The sequence below is a fragment of the Laedolimicola intestinihominis genome, assembly GCF_040096155.1.
GTDB lineage: Bacteria > Bacillota > Clostridia > Lachnospirales > Lachnospiraceae > Laedolimicola > Laedolimicola intestinihominis.
The window spans coordinates 487,566-512,460 of record NZ_JBBMFE010000001.1; the positions used below are offsets into that span (position 1 = coordinate 487,566).

Below are 24,895 nucleotides of genomic sequence, written 5' to 3' on the forward strand. Positions count from 1 at the left end.
GATTTATGAGTATTTTGAATGTGGAGCACTTAACCCATGGCTTTGGCGACCGGGCCATTTTCTCAGACATGTCCTTCCGGCTTCTGAAGGGGGAACATATCGGTCTGGTGGGCGCCAACGGGGAAGGAAAGTCCACCTTTATGAGTATCGTGACCGGGAAGCTGATGCCTGACGAGGGAAAAGTGGAATGGGCGAAAAATGTCCATGCAGGCTATCTGGATCAGCATGCGGTGCTGGAGAAAGGCATGACCGTCGGCCAGGTGCTGAAATCTGCCTTTGATCCGCTGCTGAAAAAAGAAGAACGGATGAATGAGATTTGCGATATGCTGGGCAGCGCCGGGGATGATATGGACGCCCTGATGGAGGAGCTGGGAACCATTCAGGACGAGCTGACTCTGCACGATTTTTACACCATTGACGCGAAGGTGGAAGAGGTAGCACGGGCGCTGGGGCTTCTGGATCTGGGACTTGACCGGGACGTGACGGATTTGAGCGGCGGACAGAGAACGAAGGTGCTGTTGGCCAAGCTGCTGCTGGAGAAGCCGGATATTCTGCTTCTGGACGAGCCGACCAACTACCTGGATGAGGAGCATATCGGCTGGCTGAAGCGCTATCTTCTGGATTATGAAAATGCGTTTATTCTGATTTCCCATGATGTGCCTTTTATGAACGAGGTGGTCAATATCATTTACCATATGGAGAATCAGGAGCTGAACCGCTATGTGGGCGATTACGACCATTTCCAGGAGGTCTATGCGGTGAAAAAGGCTCAGTTAGAGGCTGCTTACCGCCGTCAGCAGCAGGAAATCAGCGAGCTGAAGGACTTCGTGGCCCGCAACAAGGCCCGCGTTTCTACCCGAAATATGGCCATGTCCCGCCAGAAAAAGCTGGACAAAATGGACGTTATTGAGCTGGCTGCCGAAAAGCCAAAGCCGGAATTTAATTTCCGCTATGGCCGCACGCCCGGAAAAATGCTTTTTGAGACAAAAGATCTGGTGATTGGCTACACAGAACCCCTGTCCAAGCCGCTTAATTTCAGCATGGAGCGCGGTCAGAAAATTGCGCTGGTGGGAACCAACGGTATCGGTAAAACCACGCTTTTGAAGAGCATCCTGGGTCTGATTCCGTCCCTGTCCGGCAGCTGCGAGCTGGGTGAAAATCTGCAGCTTGGCTACTTCGAACAGGAAGTAAAGGGTGATAATAAGACCACCTGCATCGACGAAATCTGGAATGAATTTCCTTCCTACAACCAGCAGGAAATCCGCGCAGCCCTGGCCAAATGCGGTCTGACCACCAAGCACATCGAAAGCCAGGTCCGCGTCTTAAGCGGCGGCGAGCAGGCCAAGGTCCGCCTCTGCAAGCTCATCAACCGCGACACCAACTTCCTCCTCCTGGACGAGCCCACCAACCACCTGGACGTGGATGCCAAGGACGAATTGAAACGGGCATTGAAGGAGTACAAGGGAAGTATCCTGCTCATCTGCCACGAGCCGGAATTTTATCAGGATGTGGTCGGGGAAGTGTGGGATATGAGTAAGTGGACGACGAAGACGCTGTAAAAAGAATGTAAAACGAAAACATCGATCTTGCCAAAAAAGATCGATGTTTTTTGTTTAACTGACAACGACATATCACCAAATTTAAATGACAAAAAGACTTGTCAAAACATCTTGACAACTATCCTTGTCAATGCTATGATAACAATGACAAGAAAAGTTGTCAAACACAAAGGAGAACTGAACATTATGCCGTTATTAAATCGTTTAAAGGAATACCGCTCCCGGCTGAATATGAATCAGACGGAGCTGGGGAAGAAGGCGGGCGTATCCCGGCAGACAATCAGTCTGATTGAACGGGGCGATTACTCGCCGTCGGTGACACTGGCTTTGAAGCTGGCAATGATTTGCGAGGTACAGGTAGAGGATATTTTCCGGTATGAGGAGGATGGGGAAGATGAAAGAGAAAAAAGTCAACAGTTATAAAAGAGGTCTGAAAATTATCGCAGTTGCCGCAGCGATAGGAGGCGTGGCGGGAGGTATTTCCGGTGGACTTTATGAGGCAACCAAAGCATCTGGAATTGGAATTGATATGGCAGGAATCACTGCGTTGATTCAAAGTGTGATGACGCCGCTTCTGGGAATCATTTTTGCAGCATCTGTGATTCTGGGGGAGACCAGTTACCGGAGGCTGAAAGCGACCTGTGAAAAGCAGCAGACAGCGGAGGATGAAGAATGCGATCGGCTGGAATATGAGGAAGAAAAAGAAGGGGCCTTTGGAATGAATATAAGTGTGGTATCCCAGGTGCTCAGTATTCTGGTTTTGACCTTTGGCTACTCTATGAAGTATATCACAAGCGACGGCCATGCATTTCGTTTCCTGGCAGCTTGCATCGTGTTTATCGCCTGCTTTATCTATGAGTATTTCTGGCAGATTCGCTATGTGAAGCTGCTTCAGAAAACCCATCCGGAGAAAAAGGGCGAACCGTCTTCACTGAAGTTCCAGGAGCAGTGGCTGGAGAGCTGTGATGAAGCGGAGAAAGAGATCATATACCGGAGTGCTTATAAGGCCTATATGACAGTGAACCGGACAGTCCCGGTTCTGCTTGTGGGAACGATGGTAGCGAATTTGTATTTTGATACAGGTATGTTTGCGGTGGTAGTAGTATCCGTTATCTGGCTGCTGATGCAGTTTACATACTCGCATTACTGTGTAAAGCTGAGAAAAACGAGAGCGCTGGTGAGATAAGAATACAGCCGGTTGGAAAATAAGTTCTTCCCCGAACACACATTTTGTGTTAGAATGGAATCCGAGGTTTGAATTTATGGAAAAGAGAACGACAATCGGAATCCTGGCCCATGTGGACGCGGGAAAAACAACTTTGGCGGAAGCCATGCTCTATCGGTGCGGTGCCATCCGAAAGGCAGGCCGCGTAGATCATGGCGACGCCCATATGGATACACACAGTCTGGAGCGGGCCAGAGGCATTACGATCTTTGCAAGCCAGGCCCAGCTTCAGCTGGGGGACTGGAAAGCAGCGCTTTTAGATACACCGGGACATGTGGACTTCTCTGCAGAGATGGAGCGCACTCTTTGGGTGCTGGACTATGCGATTCTGGTGATCAATGGTGCAGATGGTGTGCAGGCTCATGTGCGGACACTGTGGAAGCTTTTGAAGAAGTACCGGATCCCGGTTTTCTTATTTGTGAATAAAATGGATCAGCCAGGAACGGATCGTATGGCGCTTCTGACAGAATTAAAGGGCGCTTTGGATGGACGCTGTGTGGATTTTACGGCAGATCGGGCAGAGGCGGATATCTGTGAGGACGCGGCGGTCTGCGATGAGGCGCTGCTGGAACAGTTCCTGGAACAGGGAACGTTGAGCACAGAGAGTATCGCTCATAAGATCAGGGAGCGTAAGATTTATCCTTGTTATTTTGGATCCGCTCTGAAAGATGAAGGCGTGCAGGAATTCCTGGACGCCATGGCGCGTTATATGGAGCGACATATCTATCCGACGGAATTCGGCGCTCGTGTATACAAGATTGGCCGGGATGAACAGGGCAGCCGCTTAAGCTATCTGAAGGTGACGGGCGGTTCATTGAAGGTAAAACAGCTTATCCAGGGCGAGACAGATGGAGAAGCCTGGGAGGAAAAGGCGGATCAGATTCGTCTCTATTCCGGCGGCAGCTTTGAAAACGTTCAGGAGGCGTCGGCTGGCACGATCTGCGCAGTGACAGGACTTTCCCGCACCTGGGCGGGCGAAGGACTGGGAATGGAAGAAAAGGGCCCGGCTCCGTCCCTGGAACCGGTATTAACTTACCAGTTACTGCCTCCGAAGGACTGCAATCTGCATGAACTTCTTCAGAAGCTTCGCCGTTTGGAGGAGGAGCTTCCGGAGCTGCATGTGGTCTGGAGAGAGGAGCTTTCCGAGATTCATGTGCGCGTGATGGGCGAAGTACAGATTGAGATCTTAAAAAGCCTGATGCAGGAGCGCTTTGGCGTTCCGGTGGAGTTTGGGGCAGGCAGTATTGTATACAAGGAAACCATCGAAAATGTAGTGGAGGGAGTGGGTCATTTCGAACCCTTGCGCCATTATGCGGAGGTACATTTGATCCTGGAGCCCGGCGAGCCGGGAAGCGGTCTGACTTTTGCAAGCAGCTGCAGCGAGGACGAGCTGGATCGGAACTGGCAGAGGCTGATTCTGACTCATCTGACGGAACGGAGTCATCCGGGCGTGTTGACCGGGGCGGAGATTACGGATATGAAGATTACGCTGGCGGCAGGCAGAGCCCACGCCAAGCATACAGAGGGCGGTGATTTCCGGCAGGCCACCTACCGGGCGGTACGGCAGGGGCTGAAGCAGGCGAAAAGCGTGCTTTTGGAGCCTTTCTATGAGTTCCGTCTTACAGTTCCGGCGGATAAGCTGGGACGGGCCATGACGGATATTCAGAAGATGTCCGGTACATTTTCCGAGCCGGAGAATGAGAATGGCCAGATGGTATTAAGCGGTTCTGCGCCCGTATCACAGATGCAGGGCTATGCTGCAGAGATGACTGCCTATACGAGAGGTCTGGGACACCTGTCCTGTACCCTGAAGGGCTACGGTCCCTGCGGCAATGGGGAAGCGGTGATTGCGGCAGCGGGGTATGATTCAGAGGCGGACATACTGAACCCGACAGGCTCCGTGTTCTGTGCCCATGGAGCAGGCTTTTACGTACCATGGAATCAGGTTTTTTCCTATATGCATCTGGACAGCGTGCTGCGTCCGAAAAAGGAGCCGAAAGAAGCGGGACTGGAGACGGCGAGACGCAGTCAGTCGTCTCTGGGATCCGTGGATCCGAAGGAGCTGGATGAGATTTTTGAGCGGACTTACGGGCCGATCCGGCGCGACCGTCAGGGTGTGGGCCGGGTGGAGCGCAGCTTCCGAAAGGAATCGGAGGATACAGAAAAGCGGGAAATTAAGTTCCGTAAAAAGGAAAAAGAATATCTTCTGGTGGATGGTTATAATATTATTTTTGCATGGGAAGATCTGAAAGCACTGTCAGAAATCAATCTGGAGTCTGCCCGTGGAAAGCTGATGGATATTTTGTCCAATCTGCAGGGCGCGCTGGGCTGTACCCTGATTCTGGTTTTTGACGCTTATCGCGTGGAAGGCGGAACCAGAGAAATCTTTAAATATCACAACATTCATGTGGTGTATACAAAAGAAGCCGAGACAGCGGATCAATACATTGAGAAGACAGTCCATGAACTGGGTCGAAAGTATCAGGTGACAGTGGCTACTTCCGACGGCCTGGAACAGGTGATTATCATGGGTCAGGGGGCATCAAGGCTTTCGGCTGCGGGACTGCGGGAGCTGGTGGATGTAACCGGCAGCGAACTCAGAGAGACACTGGAGAAGAAGCCTGTGGGTGGAAAAAACTATCTGTTTGAGAACCTGTCTGATGAAGTCCGTGGCTGGATAGAGGAGATTCTGGCAGCAGAAGAATGACAGAATTTTACAATTGCATGAAAAAGATGCCTTCAGTGAAAAAACAAAGTATGAAAAGAGAAAACAGATTCAGGAGTGAATTTTTGCATGAATAAAAAAGAAATTGCGGAAATCAAGAAGCAGTTTACCCCCCAGAACTGCGCGCTGACCAGACTTTGCGCATGTTATGTGGACGGCGAGAAGAATAAAAAAAGTGAGATGAAGGAAGCCTTTCTCGCTCAGTCCGAGGAAGAATGCTTCAAGTATTTTGAAATCTTCCGGAAGAGCCTATCCGGCACCGTGGGAAAGAACCTGGTAAATCTGGAATTCCCCCTGGACGCGGAGATGGAAGGCGGGCAGCAGGAGTTTTTGCTGAAGCTTCGCGACAGTAAATTGAAGGATGATGTGCTTCTGGAGCAGTTCTATGATAAAATCATAGAGAACTACGAGTATGGCGAGAACTATCTGATTCTGCTGGTACACGGCATGTATGATGTGCCGGGAAAATCCTCTGATAATGAGGAAATGTTCGACGCATCGGATGAGGTATATGAATATCTGCTCTGTACCATCTGCCCGGTAAATCTGTCCAAGGCGGGCTTAAGCTACGATGCGGAGAGTAACCGCTTCGGCTCCCGCGTCCGGGACTGGCTGGTGGATCTGCCCATGGCGGGATTCCTGTTCCCGGCCTTTCAGGATCGCAGCACAGATTTACATAGTATGCTTTACTATTCCAAAAATGCGGAAGAACTGAAAGATGATTTCGTGGAGGGAATGTTCGGCTGCGGTACGCCATTGACAGCCGCCGATCAGAAGGACACCTTCAATGCCATGATCGAGGAGACGTTGGGCGAAGAGTGCGATTACGAAGCCGTCCGCAACATCCATGAGAGGCTCTACGAGATGGCGGAGGAAAAAAAGGATGAGCCGGAGCCGCTGGTGCTGAGCAAGGCGGAGGTGAAGCAGCTCTTTGCGGAAAGCGGCGTGGAAGCAGAAAAAATGACGGAGCTTGAGGAGCGCTATGAGGAATCCGCCGGGGCCAATACGGAATTTCTGGCATCCAATGTGATGAATACAAGAAAATTTGAGATCAAAGCTCCGGATGTGGTGATTCAGGTAAATCCGGAACGGGCGGATCTGGTGGAAACCCGTATCATTGACGGCAGGCAGTGCCTGGTGATTCCGGTGGATGACCGGGTGGAGGTAAATGGAATTTCGGTTCGCACAATGCGGACAGGAAGCTACAGTGAGCGAATGGGTGAAGGAGAGGAATAATTCATGCGGGAGCAGTTGACAAAGCAGGATGTGGAGAAGATTCAGCAGGAAATCGAGCATCGGAAGCTGGTGGTCCGGAAAGAAGCCATTGAGGCGGTCAAAGAAGCACGGGCCCATGGAGATCTGAGCGAGAATTTTGAATATTATGCTGCTAAGAAGGATAAAAACCAGAATGAAAGCCGCATCCGCTATCTGGAGAGAATGCTGAAGACGGCAGAAGTGGTGGAGGATCATTCGGGAGCTGACGAGGTCGGCATGGATACCAAGGTAGTGCTTTACTATGAAGATGAGGATGAGACCGAGGAAGTGAAAATCGTCACATCTATCCGGGGAAATTCCCTGGAGGGTCGTATCAGCATCGAATCACCGCTTGGCAAAGCCCTTCTGGGACATAAGGCCGGTGACCGTGTCCATGTCCGGGTAGGCGACGGCGGCTACGACGTGCAGATCCGCTCCATCGACAAGGACGGCGGCGAAGAAGAAAGCATTCGAAAGTTTTGAGCGTCAGTTCAGGGCGCAGCAAAATGCCCATCAAGCCACGGACAGGAGCTGCGCGAGCAGCGGATAGCCCATAAGGGCGGGGCTGCTGTCTGTGCCCTGAATGTCCGTACCAGATCAGATAAATACAAAGAAAAACGGGGAAATGTTATGAATACAACAACCATGGTCCCATTTGTCAAATGGGCCGGCGGCAAGCGACAGATGCTGGAGCAGCTCTATATCCGTATGCCGGATACTTACAACGCGTATTATGAGCCCTTTGTGGGCGGAGGGGCAATGGTACTGTCTCTGGCGCCGGAGAAAGCCCGGATTAACGATATCAACCAGGAGTTGGTTCACACCTACACCGAGATACGGGATCATCTGGACGCGCTTCTGGAGAAGCTGATGGAACTGGACAAGGTTACCTGTACTCGGGAATTTTATTATGAGCTGCGCAGCCGTTATAATGAGAAGCGCTTAAACAGTTCTTACGATACCGAGATGGCAGCCCTGTTCATTTACCTGAATAAGCATTGCTTTAACGGTCTTTACCGGGTCAATGCCAAGGGCGAGTTCAACGTTCCCTGGAATCAGAAGCAGTCGATCCGCTCTATGGATATGGAGAATATCAAGGCTATTTCCGCTTATCTGAAGTCCGTGACCATCACCTGTCAGGATTTTGAGCAGGCCCTTGCAGGTGTGCAGAAAGGCGATTTCATCTACTTCGACAGTCCTTACGCGCCGCTGAATCCTACTTCCTTTGATTCCTATACCAAGGAAGGATTCACGGAAGAGGAACACCGCCGTCTGGCGGAACTTTTCCGGGAGCTGACGAAAAAAGGTGTCTACTGTATGCTGACCAATCACAACACGGAACTGATTCAGGAACTGTATGAAGGCTTCCTGATTGAGGAGATCGACGTGCGCCGCGCCATCAATTCCGATCCGAAGAAGCGTCGGGGCAAGGAAGTGATCATTCGAAATTACGGGGAAGCGATCAGGCCGAAACGCAGAACCAGAAAAAAGTGATAAAAATTGCTGTGTCTTGCCAGACAGCCCGGATTCTGGTAAAATAATAGGAAATGAGGCCACGACAGGCTATTGGAAAGAGGAATGCGCGATATGAGTACGGACAATAGATTGATGATAAAAAATTTACAGAAACTGGATCATTTTTACGTTCTGACTTCGAAAGCAACGAATCTTCCCTTTGCGGAATGCGATTCGGAGACCTTTGACGATCAGACGGCGATATTTGAGCAGGAGCAGGATGCAAAGGAATATGCCGAAAAGCTGGAGGAAGAGAATCAGCCGACGGTGGTGACGGAGATTATCAAGGATAAGATGTCAGCTTTTTATACGGGACTGTATCTGACCGGTATTAATCGGGTAGCGTTCCACAACGGAGCAGGCTTCTGCTATCTGGATTTAAGCGCGGTTGTCACGGTGAAAAAGCCGGAGCAGAAGGACAATATGCCGCCGGTGATGAATGATTCGCTGCAGCTGACAGCCGTTTATTTTCTGCAGGAGCTGCGCCGCCCCAATCAGAATACGCCGGATCCGGAGCGTAATGCCCGCCTGCGGGAGATGGAGCAGGAGCTCATCGCGAACCTGCGTCGTTCCCGCTTTGTGCTGGCGTTGGATGTCACAGATGTGAAAGGGGCGTTGGATCTGACGAAGCCGAATCCGGATGTGAAGGTTCCCTATCTGAAGAATTCGACGGGTGATATTATTCAGCCGATTTTCTCCGATCTGTGGGAGTTTGAAAAGTTCCGCCAGAAGAATCCCCGGAAGCTGCAGGCTCTGTCCGCGCCGTTCCAGAAGCTGGTTCCGCCGCTGATTCAGAATGCGAAAGGCTTTGCGCTGAATCCGGCAGGCTTCAATCTACTGCTTCAGCGGGATAAGGTAGAAGCGCTGGCAAAACAGCAGTAAATTACGAATAGAAAAGGGAGTTACCGAAACGCCGGAATGGTGAATCGTTAACTCCCTTAATTACGCTTGTTTTCTGCCCTTCCGGGCATCTCGATACAGATTTTACACGTTGAAGCGGAATAGAATCACATCGCCGTCTTTCACCACATAATCCTTTCCTTCCAGACCTACCAGGCCCTTTTCCTTAGCAGCGGAATAGCTGCCGCAATCCAGCAGATCCTGATAATTGACCACCTCGGCACGGATAAAGCCACGCTCAAAGTCAGAGTGAATCTTACCGGCTGCCTGGGGAGCCTTGGTTCCGCGGGTAATGGTCCATGCGCGGGTCTCGGTCTCACCGGCGGTCAGGTAGCTGATAAGACCAAGCAGATGGTAGCTTGCGCGGATCAGCTTGTCCAGGCCGGACTCCTTCAGGCCTAAGTCTTCCAAGAACATGGATTTCTCATCATCATCCAGCTCGGAGATTTCTTCCTCAATCTGTGCGCAGATGACAAATACCTCGCTGCCGTTCTCGGCTGCGTATTTCCGAACGGCTTCCACATGTGGGTTGGACGCGCCGTCGTCTGCCAGATCATCTTCGCTTACATTGGCTGCGAAAATCACCGGTTTGTAGGTCAGCAGGTTGTAGCTGGTCAGCCATGCCTGTTCATCCTCGTCGTCTGTGGTGAAACCGGAAGCCATTTTTCCATCCTCCAGCCATGCCTTCAGACGGTTCAGAAGCTCCAGCTCCTTGGCTAGAGTCTTATCATTGCGGGCGCCGCGGACTGTCTTGGAAATACGGCGCTCCAGAATCTCCAGATCGGAGAAAATCAGCTCCAGATTGATGGTTTCGATGTCACGGATGGGATCGACGCTGCCGTCTACATGGATGACATTGGGATCCTCAAAGCAGCGGACTACGTGTACAATAGCGTCCACCTCGCGGATATTGGCCAGGAACTGATTGCCCAGGCCCTCGCCCTTGGACGCGCCCTTTACCAGACCTGCGATATCCACAAACTCAATGACCGCCGGGGTTACCTTGGCGGAATGGTACATATCTGCCAGCAGTCCCAGACGGGCGTCCGGTACGGCTACCACACCCACGTTGGGGTCGATGGTGCAGAAAGGATAGTTGGCGGATTCAGCGCCTGCCTTGGTCAGGGAATTGAACAGGGTACTCTTGCCGACATTCGGCAGACCCACGATACCTAATTTCATTTTTATCTTTACCTTTCCGAAAACCCTTTATTTATGCGGGTTTTCGCCTTTCTCTATATTTTTATTACACCCTTTTTACACCCTTTTTTCAACTGTGGGTGTAGCTGCTTCAAATTGCTGAACAGCTTTTGCAAGGGACTCGTCCGTAACATGGACATACCTGTCCATTGTTGTTTTAATACTTGCGTGTCCTAATAGTTGCTGTAAAACTTTAGGTTGTACGCCGCGTTCAATCGCGCGTGTAGCATAAGTGTGTCGTAAGGCGTGCATACAAAAACGCTTAATACCAGCTTCATCACACAATTTATATAAATGTGTATCGTAGGAACTGTTTTTAGCAGGTTCTCCTGTTCGCCAGTTGATAAATACCAAATCCCGCATGACAAGACATTTCTTTTCTCCCGTTCTGCTGTCTGTGTACTCCAAAATCTGTGAAAGCATTTCAGACTCTTTCCGGGTATCTTTTTCATCATAACAACTTTTTAGGATTGTATATGCGCGTTCTGTAAGCGGAATAGTACGATAACTTTTTTTCGTTTTAGGCGGACCGGCACGCCAATATCTCCGGCTGTGTCGATACTCTAAACTCTTATTTACAGTTAAAGTACGTTTTTTCCAATCGATAGCGTCCCATGTCAGACCAATCAATTCAGCCGTTCTCAAACCCGTTTCTAATAACAAAGCATACTGTCTATAATTATGAGAACGCTCTGCGGCTTCAAGAAACTTTTCCTGTTCCTCAACGGTTAAGTATTTAATATCATCTACTGCCCGGACTGGTTTCGTATATCGAACACCATTCATAGGGTGCTTTGCAATAATATCATTCATAACTGCTGATTTGAACATAGTTCCCATTGAAATATAGGTCTGCCGGATTGTTGAGCCTGCATATTCTGTTTCCATTCGATTTAAGACAGCTTTACAGTGCATAGGTTTTACATCAGCTATACACATAGTTCCTATCAATGGTTGAATATTTTTTTCGTAACGCTCACGATAATTTCTTATCGTATTTGGCGCAAGGTCACAAATGATATTATCAATCCAATAATTGAACCATTTGTCTACTGTCATATCAGGCGCAGTAACGATTAGATTATGTGTATCTTCATACTTTGCGTCAGCAAGCCATTTTTTTGCTTCGGGCAGCGTTTTGAAATATCCATTTTGACGCGCACCATTTTTAGCATAAAATCTTGCGAAATACAAACCGTCCTTTCTTTGACAAATACCTTTTCCACACTCTTTGCCTTTTAAATTTTTTCCCATGACGGACTCCTTTCACGTTAAAAAAAAGAGTCCAACGCAAATATAAAGTATATCACAAGGACTCCGTTTTTTCAATCTTAACAGACAAATATTTCAGCTATTAAAGGCTATATAATCAATTCTCGGCGAATGTATTCCTCAAATTCTTTACGCTTCACTAACTTTCGTGTTCCAACATATAAAACAAAAGGGCAGTTTGGCTGTTTTAACATGGAGTCAATCTTATTGATACCTATGTTGCTATATTCAGCCGCTTCCTTTATTGTTAATGTTATTTTCAAATGAATAGGAACTTTTACTTCTGTTTCCTTATATAAATGCAGTTCTTTTTCTTCACTGCTATTTGATTTATTCATTAGAATTTCCCCCTATCTTTTTTCAATTTAACAAAAAATAGGCTCGTCAGACGGTCTTAGCAAACCTCACAAGAATTTCACTTCCGCATGGTTCTCATGCAGCTCTACCCGTTGCCTGCGACGCTTCTAACGCTCGGACTACGGCGGTAAAGGAGTATCATTATACCGATATATGGATTGTGGCGGCAGAGTTGCTAAGTCTGCTTTGGAACACTGATAATTCTCGCTCGTTTTGTCCCTCCTTTCGGTCATGGCGTATCAGCCCAACGGCTCCCCATATATCGAATGTATCCGATTTGCCTTATACTGCGTCGCCGTTCTATTGCGCCGCTTTCTTTGTCAAAGAGCAGGGGGCTGTTCTGCGATATGGAACGGAAAAGGGGGAAGCGTTCCAATACCGCGTTGCTTTATTCAGCCCTAAATGTGAGGATTGCCCTCATTAGTTTTGCTTGCAGCCTTTCACGTATTTCTTCGTCTACTCCAAAATAAACATTTCCTCGCTCATCATAGAGCTTCCGCATGGAAAGACTTGCTATGTAGCCGCTGAAATGCTGCAATACAATCTTCATTGCATCCGGGTCGCCTTTGCTCGCCGCCAAAATAACGGGATAGGGAACAAGGGCATTTTCCGGGTAGTCGTTTTGATTACCATTCAATCCATTCATCAGCGTTTTCCTCCAAATATTTTTTTAACTGCTCAAAGGAACTTGTCCGGCGATACTGTACCGTACTTCTTGAGATATTGAGCTGCTTTGCGATTTCTATATCAGTCAATCCCTCAAAGTAATACAGCAGTACAATTTTGCGCCGTTCTTCGGGTAAAGCCCGGATAGCTTCAAGTAGCAGTTTTGGGGTTATTTCTTTTCCTGCCATTTGATAAGACGGCTCTGCTTCTTCATCTTGAAAATACTTATCGACGGTATAAAGCTGCCGTTCCTCATACAAGGCAAGGTCGGAAAAAGTAACTTCCCGAACTCTGCGCCGACGAATTTCTTCATGGGCGTTGCACGCTTCATTGTGCAGCACTGATTTACAGAACTTTTGAAACGTACATTGTTTTTCAAATTCCCTGCGATTAGGTGTCATGGTGTTCACCTCCTTTCTGCCGAAAGGCGGTAGTACCTCCCCTTTTCGCGGGATAATACAGGCGACTTTTTGCTTTGCCAAAAAGAGGGCAAAGTTTTTGAAAAATCTTCTGTAAAATGCGAAATGCGCCTGCCTGCAAAATGCAGACAGACGCATAGGAAATAACAGCAGTATTTAATTGATTTGATAGTTCATCTACATAGCCGGAATACCCCGTCGGTGGATAATGGCTTTTTTTGATAGTAACCCATTAGGGTATAGAAAAAAGGACATGGCGATACCTCCTTGATACCGTCGTGTCCCCAAATAGCAGGATTTTAATATGTCCTCTGTTTTAGATTTTCAAAAGAAAACGACGGTTTTGATTGTTATTTCAAAACCGCCGTTAGAATGGCATGAGAACTTTCTACTTCATAAGCGGTTTTTTTTATTTCATGCTTATGAAGTAGAGAGTTTTTACCTTATCGTAAATTCACAAGATAAATTATATGTATCGTAATCCCAATCTCTTTCACTTTCAAAGAACGCAAATTGTTTAATCAAACGATAGTGTCCAGCAGGCAATTCTCCATAAAAACTTTTAACATCAATTTCTAATGTTAATCGTTCGTTAGGCTTAATAAAACAATCCTTTTCATTGCTCTTTGAGGGGTCATCAAGCTGTTCAAGTTGATACCAAGTGCCGGATTGTTCAGCTTCTATTTCAAAATAATTTGGTGAATATCGGTATTCTTTATCAGAAGTATTTTCTATTAGAAATGAAAGGTGCTTCAAATCTAAATCCTTTTCTGTACTCATTGAAATCTTCAAATCGTCCAAAGTGTCAAGTTCTTCTTCACTTCCATAAGGAGAAACCTCATATTCTTCGGAATAATCTTGTACTACATGATTATCACTGTCCTTTGTTTGACTACACCCAACAATACACACCGATAGCAATAAAGTTAGAAACATACATATTATTTTTTTCATTTGTCATTATCTCCTTTCTTTTAAATTTATAATAGCAATAAAATGTCTATTTTCAATCAACTTTCATTGCAATTTATTTTCACTGTAACACATGCTCCCCCTGCTTTATTATTAGCAATTTGGATATTTCCGCCATGTCTTTCACTTAAAATCTTACTAATATTCAGCCCTAACCCCAAATGTTCAGTAGATATATCTTTTGATGATTTATAAAATGGTAATGTTGCTTTTTCAATCTCAATATTTTTAAACCCGCAACCATCGTCTGAAACAGATATAACCAAATTATTATTCTCTATTACTACGCTAATAGCAATATCACTTTTTGCATATCTAATACTATTAGAGAGTAAATTTTCATAAATCTGCATGACTGTATCTAAATTGATAAACAAGGTTATATTATCACCGCTTGCAGTAATTGAAAAATGTTTGTCATAACAAAGTGCTTCTGCTGTGTTATTAAAATTATCAATAAGTGAATGAAATGTAATCTGTTGTCGTGGAATATCAATATCCTCTAACCTGTATAAGTTCGTCATAGCATTTACATATTTTTCAAGACGTGAAATATTTTTTGACATTACTGATATTTCGTCTAATATTTCTTCTTGTGATACTAAGCCTTTGGGAATAAAGGAAAGCAACATAGTAGCATGACCCTTTAGTAAAGTCAAAGGAGTGCGTAAGTCATGTGAAAAAGCAGCATTCAAACGGCGCTGTTCAGCAAATTGTCTAAACATAGTTTCATTATTCTTTGACAAACAATCTTTCATTTTTTCAAAGGCGTGACAGAGTTTCCCCATTTCATCATTTAATGGATATGATAATGTAAAATCTAAGTCATTTGCTTCAATTTTATGATACGCATTAGTTAATAGCTTAATGGGTTTTGATAATTTTTTTTTATAAAAAAATGTTACACAACATATCATACTAATAGATAATACGATAGGAATAATTGCAATATTTAATGAACCTAAAGCACTGTCAATAAGCCTATCCCGGCTTGTAAAATTAGGTAAAACTTCGATATATGAAACATGGTTCGGATAGACATATTCGTGTACTGGGCGTTCTTTTTGATAATCAACATTGAACTTGCATATCTCGTTTCCTTTCGTGTCAAATATTGTATATTTTGTTTGGTCATTACTATAAGTGGCGGTAAATGAGCCATTTTCCGGTATATCATACCTTGTTGACATATTTTCATACTTATAGTTTAAATTTATTCTGTATCTGTCAACCATTGAAATTAAAAATATACAAATAATTATTCCAATCAACAACGAAAACAAAGCATAAAGAACAAAGGACATTCTAATACTCATGCTATTTAACCGATTGAACAATCTGCTTCTCTTTAATTTTTCCATTTATATCCGCACCCCCAAACAGTTTCAATGTAAGGTCTATCGCCTAAAGATAAAAATTTTGCCCTAATACGTCTGATATGTTCTGTAACAACTGTATTATCACCAATGCCGTCTAATCCCCAAACTTTTTCATAAATAGTTTCCCGGTCAAAAACAATTCCTTTGTTTTGCGAAAGGAAAGATATTATATCAAATTCTTTTTTGGTAAAAGCCATATCCTTATTATGATAAAACACAATACGTGAGGAATAATCTATAACCATATCTTCATCAAATTGCACCTTTGAAGATGTATTGTGTCTTTTTTCTCTGCGAAGATGTGCTGCAATGCGAGCTTCTAATTCATCAACAGAAAATGGTTTTATTACATAGTCGTCTGCGCCAATAGAAAATCCTTTTATTTTATCACTATCTTCAATGCGTGCTGTTAAAAAAATTATAGGGCATGAAACATAATCCCGTATTCTTTCACAAACAGTAAATCCATCAATATCTGGCATATTAACGTCTAACAAAATAATGTCAGGTTTTTTTTCTACTTCTTTTAATGCAGCATTTCCTGCTGTTGCAGTATATACCGTATATCCAAGTTTGCTGAAATAGCAATACAGCATTGATACAATTTCTTTTTCATCGTCTACAATTAAAATACTCTGCGCCATAAATATACCTCCCTTGTAAATATCTGATTTAAGATTATCAAACAAAAATCTATTTCTAATCAATTTCTTTATTTTTCGATGTCATTAGATATTATATATGGCAGTATGAGTGATAGCAACCTTACTCTGCACGTTTTATGCTCTATTACTATCAATACTATGATATGTGTACTCATATCTTGAAAGAAAGGTGAACGGTAAAATGTAACTGGGTGAAATGATTATGAAGCAGAGTAAAGAGAAATTTGATTTTAAGGCTTTCGGACAAGCCATTAAAGCAGCAAGAAAAGCAAAGGGAATATCACGCAATCAGTTAGCCGACACGCTGAATATTGCGCCCCGATATATCGCGTCCATTGAGAACAGCGGGCAGCACCCAAGTTTACAGATTTTGTATGAGCTTGTAACCCTGCTTGACGTATCAGTAGACCAGTTCTTTTTCCCGGAACGGGAACAGGAGAAGTCCACACGCCGCCGTCAGCTCGATACCATGCTTGACACTATGAGCGAAACGGACTTAAAAATCATGTCTGCTACTGCAAAAGGCATAGAGGAAGCCAACAACGACAGGACGGGGGAATAAAGTTCCCTCGTTTTTGTCTGCATAAAGTGATTGAAGCGTCGCAGGATTGCGGCGTTTTTCTTTTGCACTTTTTTTGGCATACTGGAAGTTTCGTTGTAGTGGTAAGTGAGGAAAAAACTTTCTTAGCAAGCATAGGAAAAGAGTACCCTTTTCCGTATTTTCGCCCTCCCGTCCTGCGGTGTGTCGGTTGAAAATTGCTTGTTGGGAAGTGTCCCAAACCCTCGGAATGGAAAGGAGCGATTGCATGAACGGACGCAAAAGAAAAATACAAATCAAATTCTATGTAACAGAGGAAGAAAGGACATTGATTGAACAGAAAATGAAGCTCGTCCCCACCCGGAACATGGCGGCGTATCTTCGCAAGATTGCCATTGACGGGTATATCATTCAGACAGACCATAGCGACATAAAAGCCATGACAGCAGAGATACAGAAAATCGGGGTCAACATCAATCAGATTGCAAAGCGTGTCAATGCGACAGGCAGCGTCTACCAAGAGGACATAGAGGAAATAAAGGGGGTGCTTGCGGAGATATGGCGGTTACAAAGATTAAGCCTATTAAAAGCACGTTGAGCAAAGCCCTTGACTATATCCAAAACCCGGATAAAACAGACGGGAAAATGCTTGTGTCCTCCTTTGGGTGCAGCTATGAAACGGCAGACATTGAGTTCGGATTTACGCTTGCACAAGCCATAGAGAAAGGGAACAATCTCGCCCACCATTTGATACAGTCCTTTGAGCCGGGAGAAGTAGACTATGAGAAAGCCCACGCTATCGGAAAGCAGCTTGCCGACGCGGTAACAAAGGGACAGCATGAATACGTCTTAACTACCCACATAGACAAAGGGCATATCCATAACCATATCATTTTTTGTGCGGTCAATTTTGTTGACTACCATAAATACAATTCCAATAAGCGCAGCTACTACGGCATACGGAACATGAGCGATAAGCTGTGTCGGGAAAACGGGCTGTCTGTTGTCGTTCCGGGCAAAGGCAGCAAGGGAAAAAGCTATGCAGAATATCAAGCGGAAAAGGTCGGTACAAGTTGGAAAGGCAAGCTGAAAATTGCCGTTGATACACTTATCCCCCAAGTGGCAAGTTTTGAAGAATTGTTGCAGCGGTTACAGGCGGCAGGCTATGAAATAAAGCCGGGAAAATATATCTCCTGTCGCGCTCCCGGACAGGAACGGTTTACCCGCTTAAAAACTCTCGGTGCAGACTATACAGCGGAAGCAATCAAAGAACGGATTGCAGGCAAGCGCACAAAGGCGGCGAAAGCTCCCAAAGAGCAGCGCGGCGTATCGTTGCTTATTGACATTGAAAACAGTATCAAAGCACAAGAGAGCTGGGGCTATGAACAGTGGGCGAAAATCCATAATCTGAAACTGGCTGCAAAGACTATGAATTTCTTGACAGAACATAAGATTGAGCAGTACGCAGATTTAATCAGCCGGATTGAGGAAATAAATGCGGAAAATGTAAAGACAGCAGACGCATTAAAGAGCGTGGAAAAGCGTCTTACAGATATGGCGGTGCTGATGAAGCACGTTACCACCTACCAAAAGACAAAACCTGTTTATGAAGCATACCGCAGGGTAAAGGATAAGGACGCATACCGGGCAAAGCAGGAAAGCAGTCTGATACTCCATGAAGCGGCGGCAAAGGCATTGAAAGCGGCGGGCGTTACCAAGCTCCCCAATCTTGCCGCCATGCAGGAAGAATACGGGAAACTCCAAGCGCAGAAAGAAGCCCTTTACGCTGATTATGGAAATCTGAAAAAACAGGTCAAGGAATACGACGTTATCAAACAGAACATAGACAGCATTTTGCGGCAGGGGAAAGAGCCGGAACGGGAGAAAGGAAAGGAACGGGAATAAAGTTATAATTGTTTGCTTATTCTTAATTTGCTATAATTATTTGCAATAGATTAAGTAATCGTGAGGTGCTTTTATGGAAAATGAAATATTGTTGGAAACAGAAGAATTATTACAACGGTTGGTTGAAGCAGTGGAAAAGCTTAACTCAGCTCCAAGTGAGGATACAATTATTGCATTTTTTGCTCTGGTAGCTGCATGGATTACGATTGCTTTTCTATTAGTAGAACGGCATGAAAAAAATCGCCCCTATCTTCAAATTTCTTTTGAATTAGTTCGCTCAACTTTAGCGTGTATTGTATTAAGAAACACTGGCTCTTGTCCTTTAGAAATAAAAAGTTTAGAATTTAGCAAAAATTTCACACAACAACTTTCTCCCGAAGTACAAGAACGACTTAATAAGAAAAGCAAAACTAATATAGCTGTTTTTCCAAATCGCCAGTGGGTAATATCTTTTGATGTAAATGTTTTTGATATTTTGAAGAAATTTGAAGTAAAAGAGGTGGAAATCAACTACTGTTATTCCAAAACAGGAAAATACAAACGGAAGTACAAAGAAAAAATATCTATTGACTTTGAAGAATATAGAGGAATATTAGATTATATTTCCGAATTAGACGAATTTAAAAACAGCGTAGACAAATTAAACAAATCAATGATACGTTTTATTGATATTTCTAAAATTGATGATAGTGTTGAACAACGAATAAAAGAACAGGGTGCAGACAGCCAACAATAGGCTGTCCGCGCCCTGTTTTGTATTTAGTATCTGTTACGCAGTAGAACCCCGATTTTAAGAGAAAAGGTATTCCGTATCGCTTATGCAAGTTTCGTGTCTGTTATGCCCCGTAAATCAAGGTTTTTTTGCCCCTACTGCGTAACAAAGGCGCGCCGTTTTCTCATGCGCTCCGCTGCCTGTCTGCGGGTAATACGCTTCCGGCAGTCCGGGCAGTATTTGACGCTGTTAGACTTTGATACAAAGAACGTGCCGCACTCGGTACAACGCTTTTTGTCCTCGGTTTTGAAAAGCTCTGCATGCAGCAGCTTATCAAGAGGAAGTACGGCAATCTGAAACCACTTGCATAGAAGCGAATAGGAAATAAGCTGCGGGCATACACATTCCTCCCCGTCGTCCAGTAAGATACAGTGTCCGCGCTCGCAGTTGCAGCACTCCTTTTTTACAAGGCTGTTGACTTTCCGGCTCTGTGGCGGCGTGAGCCGCTTACTCCCGGTCATACTTCATCAGCGGCGAAAATGGCAAGCTCCGCATACTCGTTTTCTGTTAGTGGGGAAATTTTCTGTAAGGTGCGTTCTGCAAAGGGGCGCATATCCTCGTCCATGAACGGCAGCGCAGCCGTCATATTTTCCATAAGCTGTGCTTTGCTTCCCTCATGGTAAATACTCAACAGGTTCATTTCTTCAACGGTCAGTCTAATCATGCTCATACCTCCAATTCGTGATGCTTTGTTTTTGCTGTCTTTTTCGGGACTTTTTGGGATTTTTTTGTTTGTAACTGCGCCCGGACAGAGGGAGGGGACTGTTTCATCTCTTTATTCCTCTCGCTTTTATCTATCAACGCATAAACTCCATGCCTGCCCTCCAACGTAGATAAGGAAAGGCTTTTGTAAGGGAGCATGGAAAGCAGCCGTTCCATATCCTTATCCGTTGCCAGTGGAACAAAGTAGGGAGAAAGCTCTACCGCACAATGGGTTTTTTCGGGGCTATCCGGTTCTCCAAGCCCTTTTACATTTTCCACAATCCGGCGGGCTTCTGCTTCAATCCGTCTGTCATGCAGGGCGGCGATATGTAACTGAAAATCCCTCTGCGTATGCGGTGTTCGTTTTTTCTGCTGTTCCCTCAAAAGGCTTTTTAAGGCTTCCGGGTCGTTTGGCTGTGCTTCAAAACGTATAAACTTTCCAAGTTGCGGGTCAGTGTCCCCGTCAAAATATTGTCCGGCAGGCTTTGTCAGCTCCCCATGCTCATAAATCAGCGTGTAGTTGTCGGCAGGGATTGATTTTTCGATTACTTCCCGGAAATGCTGCAAATAATCCAATTCATAAAGATTGCCCTTGATTTTTCCCTGCTCTGTGCCTGTCAGTTCCACCGCATAGGCAAGGATAGTATCGCGGGTCTGTTCCCCGTAAAACCGCCATGTATTATGCTGCCTTGTATCCTTTAGAAAAACGTCCCGTTCCCGGAAGCAGCACGTCCCGGACGGGCGGGAAAACCACAAAAGCCGTTTGTCCTCCGGGACAGGGCTTACCGCCGCTTTCTGTAAAATCTGTTTGTCTATGTCAAAATCGCTCTGATAAAAAGCGGTGTTCTGTTTCATTATGGCTTCAAGGGAAGCGATAACGTCCACATTTTCAAATTTTTGTAACTTCATAGGTCAGCTCCTTTCCAAATCCTGTGTTTTCTGTCTTGCCTGTTTCTTCGTCGTCTGTTCTTTCGCTGCTTTAAGCTGCGCCCGGATAGAGGGCTTTTCCTGTTTGGCAGGCTTGCCGCGTCCCTTATCGGTTTTCAATGCTTCGGCGTATTCTGCAAGGGAAATCTGTTCCCCGGCTTTCGCCTTTTCCTCCAGTTCCGCAGCGGTCGGGGTGTTGTTTATCTGCCCGTCAATCATATTGTAATTTTGCTCGGTGGTCTGCTCTGCAGCTTTCAGATAGTTTTCCGGTTGCAAAAACTCCGGCACTTCCTTATAACCGAAGTTGTCTACATAGTGGGCGGTGTCCTGCCCGTTCTGATGAAGCACCACCACGTCAGAAACGGAAAGGCTATGTCCCTTAAAATCTTTCGGGTGGTCGATATTAAAGCGGGTGTAAATATCTTCAAGGGAAGTCCCCGGCGTAAGCTCTGCGGAATAGACAAGCGCATAGTTTTTCGGGTCTACCCGGTGTCCTGTGGCAGTCAGACGGTCGTAAGGTTCAAAGCGCAAGTCCCTTGTTTCGTCCCCGCCTTTTATCTGAAAAATGGAAAAGGTGTCTTTGTCCTGTGGGGCTTCCTGTTCCGGCTGCTCCTGTGCGGGTTGTTCCTGTGCAGCTACCTTTTGCTGCCGGATATGCGCCCGCTGTATCTCGGTCGGCTTTTCCCCGGTAAGGGGTGCAATGGCTTTCACATAATCAGCCGCATAATAGGCGTTACTGGTAAGCTGCCGCTGCCATGCCCCTGCTTTTGGCGACCAACGGAAGCCGTTACTTTTTAAGACTTCCCGCGTGGCTTCGTCCGGCTTATCCTCAAAGAAGATTTGCAATCGGTTCGCTTCGGTGTTTGCTTCCACCTTGCCGCCGTCAAATTCCCAACCCACAAAACCGATTTCTTTTTGCTGTGAAAGGGATTTGATACGGTCTTTCACGCGCCGGATTTCTGCGCTGTTATTGGATAACGCCCAAGTCGCAAAGGGCTTGTCCTCCAAATGCCAACTGCTCGCCATATCTGCTTTCAGTTTTTCCAGTTCCTCTGGCGGTAAATGCGGGCAGCCGTCAAGGGTATTATGCTTACGGTAATAGGCGTTTACGGCTTTCATGGTTTCCTGTGATTTTTCAAGGCTTTCCAGTTTCTTTTCTAACTTCTGTACTGCCTGTGGGTCGTCTGCGCTGATACCTCCCATGCCGGTACTGCGGATTTTATCAAGAAGCCCCTGTATGTCCTGCCATTCCCGGTAATTGCTGTCGCGGGCTGCGTTCTGCTTTTCTTTCTTCCTTGTGGGGAAGTTAGAGCCGCCCGCAATCAGGATAGAGGGAACACGCGCGTCAATCTCATAGCCTTTGTTCATGTTCGCCGCCAGTTTCCGGGCGTAGGTGTCAAGCAGGCTGTCGATTTTATCATGGTACATCGGGTCTACCCGCTGTTTCTGCCTTTCTGCAAGCTGTACGGCTTCATCTACATAATGCCTGTATTCAGCCGTCGCGCTGCCTTGCTTATAATCGGAAAAACTGTTCATATCCTTTGCACGTTTGGCGGCAACTTCATTGATAGTGTAATAAGGGGCGGGTGCAGCCTGTTCCGGCTGTGCTTCTTTTTCCTGTACCGGGGCTGTTTCTTCGGGAAGCTCCTGCGCGGCTGCTTCTGCTTCGGACTGTTTGGTAGCTTCCTGTGCGGGTTGTGCCTGTTCGGTGGTCTGTTCTTTATCCTGTGCCTTTTGGATTTCTGCAAAATGCCCGTCTATGGTATCAATCAGACTTGCGGCGGTACTGCGGATTGTTTCAAGAGAGCCTTTCAGTTCTGCAAGTTCTTTTCCGCTGCTCCACCCTGCGATATATCCAAAAGAATAGTCCGACGTATCAAGCCCGTAATGTTGGCAGACAGCATAGGCGACGCTTTCTGCCTGTACCTCGCGGGTGCGGCGGTCGGGGCGTTCCGGCATAGCAAGGGCGGTATCATGCAGCGTGGCGTGGGCGATTTCATGGATTGCGGTCTTGATATTCTGCAATTCGTCCATGCCCTCGTTGATGAAGATACGCTTTTCCTCATAATTGCAGCGTCCTTTTACGCCGCCGCTTAGTGCTTCAAATCCCATAGCAAAGGGAGAAGTCTTTTCAAGGGCAGCGAAAAAATCCTTGTATTGTTCCACGTTGCCCGTCAGCTCATAGGTAAGGGCAGGAAGCTCCTTTCCCTCGGTCTGTGAAATATCAAAGACAGATACCACACGAAAGGCGGGTATCTTGATTTCCTTTTCCTCGGTAACAGGTTTCCCGTCCTTATCGAAAACAGGCTTTTGGGTGTCTGGGTCGATTTTTTCCACCTGTTTCTTAACGGTAAACGGGGACGGCGCAAGTATCTTGATAGCTTTTTCTCCGGGCTTTACATGGCGGTCAAATTCCTTTTCCCATTGTTTATAGCCTTTCACAAGATTGCCGCCCTGCATGGCGATAAGGATTGTATTGTTAAGGCTGTAATCATGGAATTTTGACATAGTACGCAAATAATCGGCGTAACGGTCGCTTTCATACAGTCCTAAAATCCCTTGTTCCAGTCGGTCGGTAATCTCTTTCATTTTGTCAGCAGGCTTTTCAGAAGATAGGATAATCGGGAGAACCGGGGGCTGCTTTGTGGCGGCGGTCGGTATGGCTGCGGAAGCGTCAAGGTCTGCCTGTTCCTTTTCCTGTACTGGCGGCTGCGGCGTTACCCGGTATTCCTCCGGCACGTCGCGCCCGTCGTACCACTGTGTAAAGGTGTTGCGGTTATTGTAGATATAGCCCTGCTCGGTAAATCTGCCCCTGTCATTGATAGCAGCGTCCCGCCCGTATTCCTCATACATGAAATATTTTTTTGCTTCTTCGGGCAGCTCCAACTCGTCCAGTTCTTCAATCAGATAATGCCCGTAATCTTCCTCACTCTGTACGGACGGATAAAGCCAGTAACAATCAAGGTTTTGTGCAAGGTTGATAATGTCCTGCAAGTCCCTTGTATGGTCGCCGTATTCCATAGCTGCAACAAATTTTTCCCGGTCGTCGTCAAACTGCATTTTCAAAAGTTCGCTCAAATAGTTCAGTTCGTCAAGGCTTTCAAGCTCGGTCAATTTTCCTGCCAGTCCTGCAATATAGGACTGGTATTCTGTGATATGCAACTCCCCGTAGTTTTTGCCGTCTATCCCGATACGGTCAAAGACTTCTTTCAAATGCTCGGCAGTCGTGGGGAATGATACCCATTCGCCCGCAGGTCTGCCCTCGGTGTACTTTCCAAGATTAGAAAGATACCCGCTTAAAATCGTTTCTTCCATGCGCTCGCTCCTTTCTTTCTCAATCATGCGGTGCATAAGTTCGTAGTCCTCCATGCTCATGCTTCCGTCAAATAGATAGGGGTCGGGTTCTTCGCCGTCCCGGTAGGCTTTTTCAGAGAAAGGCAGCCCCGCAGCGTGGGCGGCGGCTCTTGCTTCCTCGATAAGCTCCGGCGGCAGCCTGTCGTCGTGGGCTTCGATAAATTCCCCGATATTGCTATATCCGTTTTCGTAGTGGTGGCGCACTCCGGCGGTCAGCTCGTCAAGGCTCATATCCTCGCCAAGATAGCCGGAATAATAACCGTTTACCACAACGGCGGCAGGGTCAGCCTGTTTGATTTCTTCCATGCGGCTTCTGTCCTCCGGGTAGAGAATATCGCTCATTTCAAGGTGGAAATATTCGGCGTTCCAAGAACGTCCCGTTTTCCAAAACGCCACCCAAGCGATACCGTCCCTTAATTCTTCTTGATAGTCCTTTACGGTGTCCCGTAAACTTGCCATGTGTAACCTCCTTTCTTCGGTTTCAGAGGGTAAAACCCTCCATAAAACAGAGGGTTTGGGAAACTTCCCAACAAGCAAAAATCCCCGCCATTCTCGGTAGAGAAAGCAGGGATTTTACGGAAAAGGGTAC

The 24,895-nt window shown here is 46.2% G+C and carries 24 protein-coding genes; 12 read left to right on the forward strand and 12 right to left on the reverse strand.

What is annotated here, in order from left to right; genetic code table 11:
• Positions 1 to 5 precede the first annotated feature (5 nt).
• The 8 genes from WMO29_RS02185 to WMO29_RS02220 all read left to right on the forward strand — a co-directional run bounded on the left by WMO29_RS02185 (position 6) and on the right by WMO29_RS02220 (position 9,160).
• Positions 6 to 1,559 carry an ABC-F family ATP-binding cassette domain-containing protein gene (locus WMO29_RS02185; RefSeq protein WP_349163562.1) on the forward strand — a complete coding sequence of 518 codons (1,554 nt, stop codon included), beginning with the start codon at positions 6 to 8 and terminating at the stop codon, positions 1,557 to 1,559.
• A gap of 186 nt (positions 1,560 to 1,745) precedes the next feature.
• Positions 1,746 to 1,982, forward strand: a complete 237-nt coding sequence (locus tag WMO29_RS02190) for a helix-turn-helix transcriptional regulator (protein ID WP_349163563.1) — start codon at positions 1,746 to 1,748, stop codon at positions 1,980 to 1,982.
• Positions 1,954 to 2,745, forward strand: coding sequence for a DUF3169 family protein (locus WMO29_RS02195; protein WP_349163564.1), 792 nt, complete (start codon positions 1,954 to 1,956; stop codon positions 2,743 to 2,745). Before WMO29_RS02190 ends, WMO29_RS02195 begins: the two co-directional genes overlap by 29 nt.
• A 76-nt stretch (positions 2,746 to 2,821) precedes the next feature.
• Positions 2,822 to 5,491: an NYN domain-containing protein gene (locus WMO29_RS02200; RefSeq protein ID WP_349163565.1), complete on the forward strand. Its 2,670-nt coding sequence runs from the start codon at positions 2,822 to 2,824 to the stop codon at positions 5,489 to 5,491.
• Positions 5,492 to 5,578: 87 nt separating this feature from the next.
• The gene (locus WMO29_RS02205; protein WP_349163567.1) at positions 5,579 to 6,745 is read left to right on the forward strand and encodes a DUF4317 domain-containing protein; all 1,167 of its coding nucleotides are present in this window, start codon (positions 5,579 to 5,581) and stop codon (positions 6,743 to 6,745) included.
• Between the two features lie 3 nt (positions 6,746 to 6,748).
• The gene (gene greA / locus WMO29_RS02210; RefSeq protein ID WP_349163568.1) at positions 6,749 to 7,246 is read left to right on the forward strand and encodes a transcription elongation factor GreA; all 498 of its coding nucleotides are present in this window, start codon (positions 6,749 to 6,751) and stop codon (positions 7,244 to 7,246) included.
• A 147-nt stretch (positions 7,247 to 7,393) separates the two neighbouring features.
• Entirely contained in the window at positions 7,394 to 8,257 is an 864-nt protein-coding gene (locus WMO29_RS02215) for a DNA adenine methylase (protein ID WP_349163570.1), read from the forward strand.
• Positions 8,258 to 8,350: 93 nt separating this feature from the next.
• Positions 8,351 to 9,160, forward strand: a complete 810-nt coding sequence (locus WMO29_RS02220; RefSeq protein ID WP_349163572.1) for an SseB family protein — start codon at positions 8,351 to 8,353, stop codon at positions 9,158 to 9,160.
• Positions 9,161 to 9,262: 102 nt separating this feature from the next.
• Here the strand turns inward: WMO29_RS02220 and ychF are convergent, their stop codons facing one another.
• The 8 genes from ychF to WMO29_RS02260 form a co-directional block, all read right to left on the reverse strand.
• The gene (ychF, locus tag WMO29_RS02225) at positions 9,263 to 10,360 is read right to left on the reverse strand and encodes a redox-regulated ATPase YchF (RefSeq protein WP_178038604.1); all 1,098 of its coding nucleotides are present in this window, start codon (positions 10,358 to 10,360) and stop codon (positions 9,263 to 9,265) included.
• A 75-nt stretch (positions 10,361 to 10,435) separates the two neighbouring features.
• Positions 10,436 to 11,632, reverse strand: a complete 1,197-nt coding sequence (locus WMO29_RS02230; protein WP_006858658.1) for a tyrosine-type recombinase/integrase — start codon at positions 11,630 to 11,632, stop codon at positions 10,436 to 10,438.
• A gap of 107 nt (positions 11,633 to 11,739) precedes the next feature.
• Positions 11,740 to 11,988 (reverse strand): excisionase, encoded by a 249-nt coding sequence (locus tag WMO29_RS02235; protein WP_006858659.1) that lies wholly within the window; start codon positions 11,986 to 11,988, stop codon positions 11,740 to 11,742.
• Between the two features lie 407 nt (positions 11,989 to 12,395).
• On the reverse strand, positions 12,396 to 12,653 hold the full coding sequence (locus WMO29_RS02240; protein ID WP_032509957.1) for a helix-turn-helix domain-containing protein: 258 nt from the start codon (positions 12,651 to 12,653) through the stop codon (positions 12,396 to 12,398).
• Positions 12,634 to 13,074, reverse strand: a complete 441-nt coding sequence (locus tag WMO29_RS02245; RefSeq protein ID WP_118523597.1) for an RNA polymerase sigma factor — start codon at positions 13,072 to 13,074, stop codon at positions 12,634 to 12,636. Before WMO29_RS02245 ends, WMO29_RS02240 begins: the two co-directional genes overlap by 20 nt.
• Before the next feature lie 456 nt (positions 13,075 to 13,530).
• Positions 13,531 to 14,046, reverse strand: coding sequence for an immunoglobulin-like domain-containing protein (locus WMO29_RS02250; protein WP_173793642.1), 516 nt, complete (start codon positions 14,044 to 14,046; stop codon positions 13,531 to 13,533).
• A 56-nt stretch (positions 14,047 to 14,102) separates the two neighbouring features.
• Positions 14,103 to 15,425 carry a HAMP domain-containing sensor histidine kinase gene (locus tag WMO29_RS02255; protein WP_055039177.1) on the reverse strand — a complete coding sequence of 441 codons (1,323 nt, stop codon included), beginning with the start codon at positions 15,423 to 15,425 and terminating at the stop codon, positions 14,103 to 14,105.
• On the reverse strand, positions 15,413 to 16,087 hold the full coding sequence (locus WMO29_RS02260) for a response regulator transcription factor (protein WP_022215892.1): 675 nt from the start codon (positions 16,085 to 16,087) through the stop codon (positions 15,413 to 15,415). Before WMO29_RS02260 ends, WMO29_RS02255 begins: the two co-directional genes overlap by 13 nt.
• 223 nt (positions 16,088 to 16,310) lie before the next feature.
• Between WMO29_RS02260 and WMO29_RS02265 the strand changes: the two genes are divergently transcribed.
• The 4 genes from WMO29_RS02265 to WMO29_RS02280 all read left to right on the forward strand — a co-directional run bounded on the left by WMO29_RS02265 (position 16,311) and on the right by WMO29_RS02280 (position 19,287).
• Positions 16,311 to 16,670 carry a helix-turn-helix transcriptional regulator gene (locus tag WMO29_RS02265; protein ID WP_025578915.1) on the forward strand — a complete coding sequence of 120 codons (360 nt, stop codon included), beginning with the start codon at positions 16,311 to 16,313 and terminating at the stop codon, positions 16,668 to 16,670.
• Positions 16,671 to 16,914: 244 nt separating this feature from the next.
• Complete coding sequence (locus WMO29_RS02270; protein ID WP_118408367.1) at positions 16,915 to 17,244, forward strand: plasmid mobilization protein; 330 nt, start codon at positions 16,915 to 16,917, stop codon at positions 17,242 to 17,244.
• Positions 17,205 to 18,551, forward strand: coding sequence for a relaxase/mobilization nuclease domain-containing protein (locus WMO29_RS02275; protein ID WP_308727898.1), 1,347 nt, complete (start codon positions 17,205 to 17,207; stop codon positions 18,549 to 18,551). The genes WMO29_RS02270 and WMO29_RS02275 overlap by 40 nt, the downstream gene beginning before the upstream one ends.
• A gap of 73 nt (positions 18,552 to 18,624) precedes the next feature.
• Positions 18,625 to 19,287 (forward strand): DUF8453 domain-containing protein, encoded by a 663-nt coding sequence (locus WMO29_RS02280; RefSeq protein WP_173793641.1) that lies wholly within the window; start codon positions 18,625 to 18,627, stop codon positions 19,285 to 19,287.
• A gap of 131 nt (positions 19,288 to 19,418) precedes the next feature.
• Here the strand turns inward: WMO29_RS02280 and WMO29_RS02285 are convergent, their stop codons facing one another.
• The 4 genes from WMO29_RS02285 to WMO29_RS02300 are packed head-to-tail and all read right to left on the reverse strand — an operon-like array spanning position 19,419 to position 24,765.
• Positions 19,419 to 19,784 (reverse strand): cysteine-rich VLP domain-containing protein, encoded by a 366-nt coding sequence (locus WMO29_RS02285; protein WP_118408363.1) that lies wholly within the window; start codon positions 19,782 to 19,784, stop codon positions 19,419 to 19,421.
• A complete protein-coding gene (locus tag WMO29_RS02290) occupies positions 19,781 to 19,987 on the reverse strand; it encodes a transposon-transfer assisting family protein (protein WP_015529203.1) in 207 nt (68 codons plus the stop codon). Before WMO29_RS02290 ends, WMO29_RS02285 begins: the two co-directional genes overlap by 4 nt.
• Before the next feature lie 2 nt (positions 19,988 to 19,989).
• Positions 19,990 to 20,934, reverse strand: coding sequence for a hypothetical protein (locus WMO29_RS02295; protein WP_118523592.1), 945 nt, complete (start codon positions 20,932 to 20,934; stop codon positions 19,990 to 19,992).
• A 3-nt stretch (positions 20,935 to 20,937) separates the two neighbouring features.
• Complete coding sequence (locus WMO29_RS02300) at positions 20,938 to 24,765, reverse strand: antirestriction protein ArdA (RefSeq protein ID WP_308727899.1); 3,828 nt, start codon at positions 24,763 to 24,765, stop codon at positions 20,938 to 20,940.
• Positions 24,766 to 24,895 lie beyond the last annotated feature (130 nt).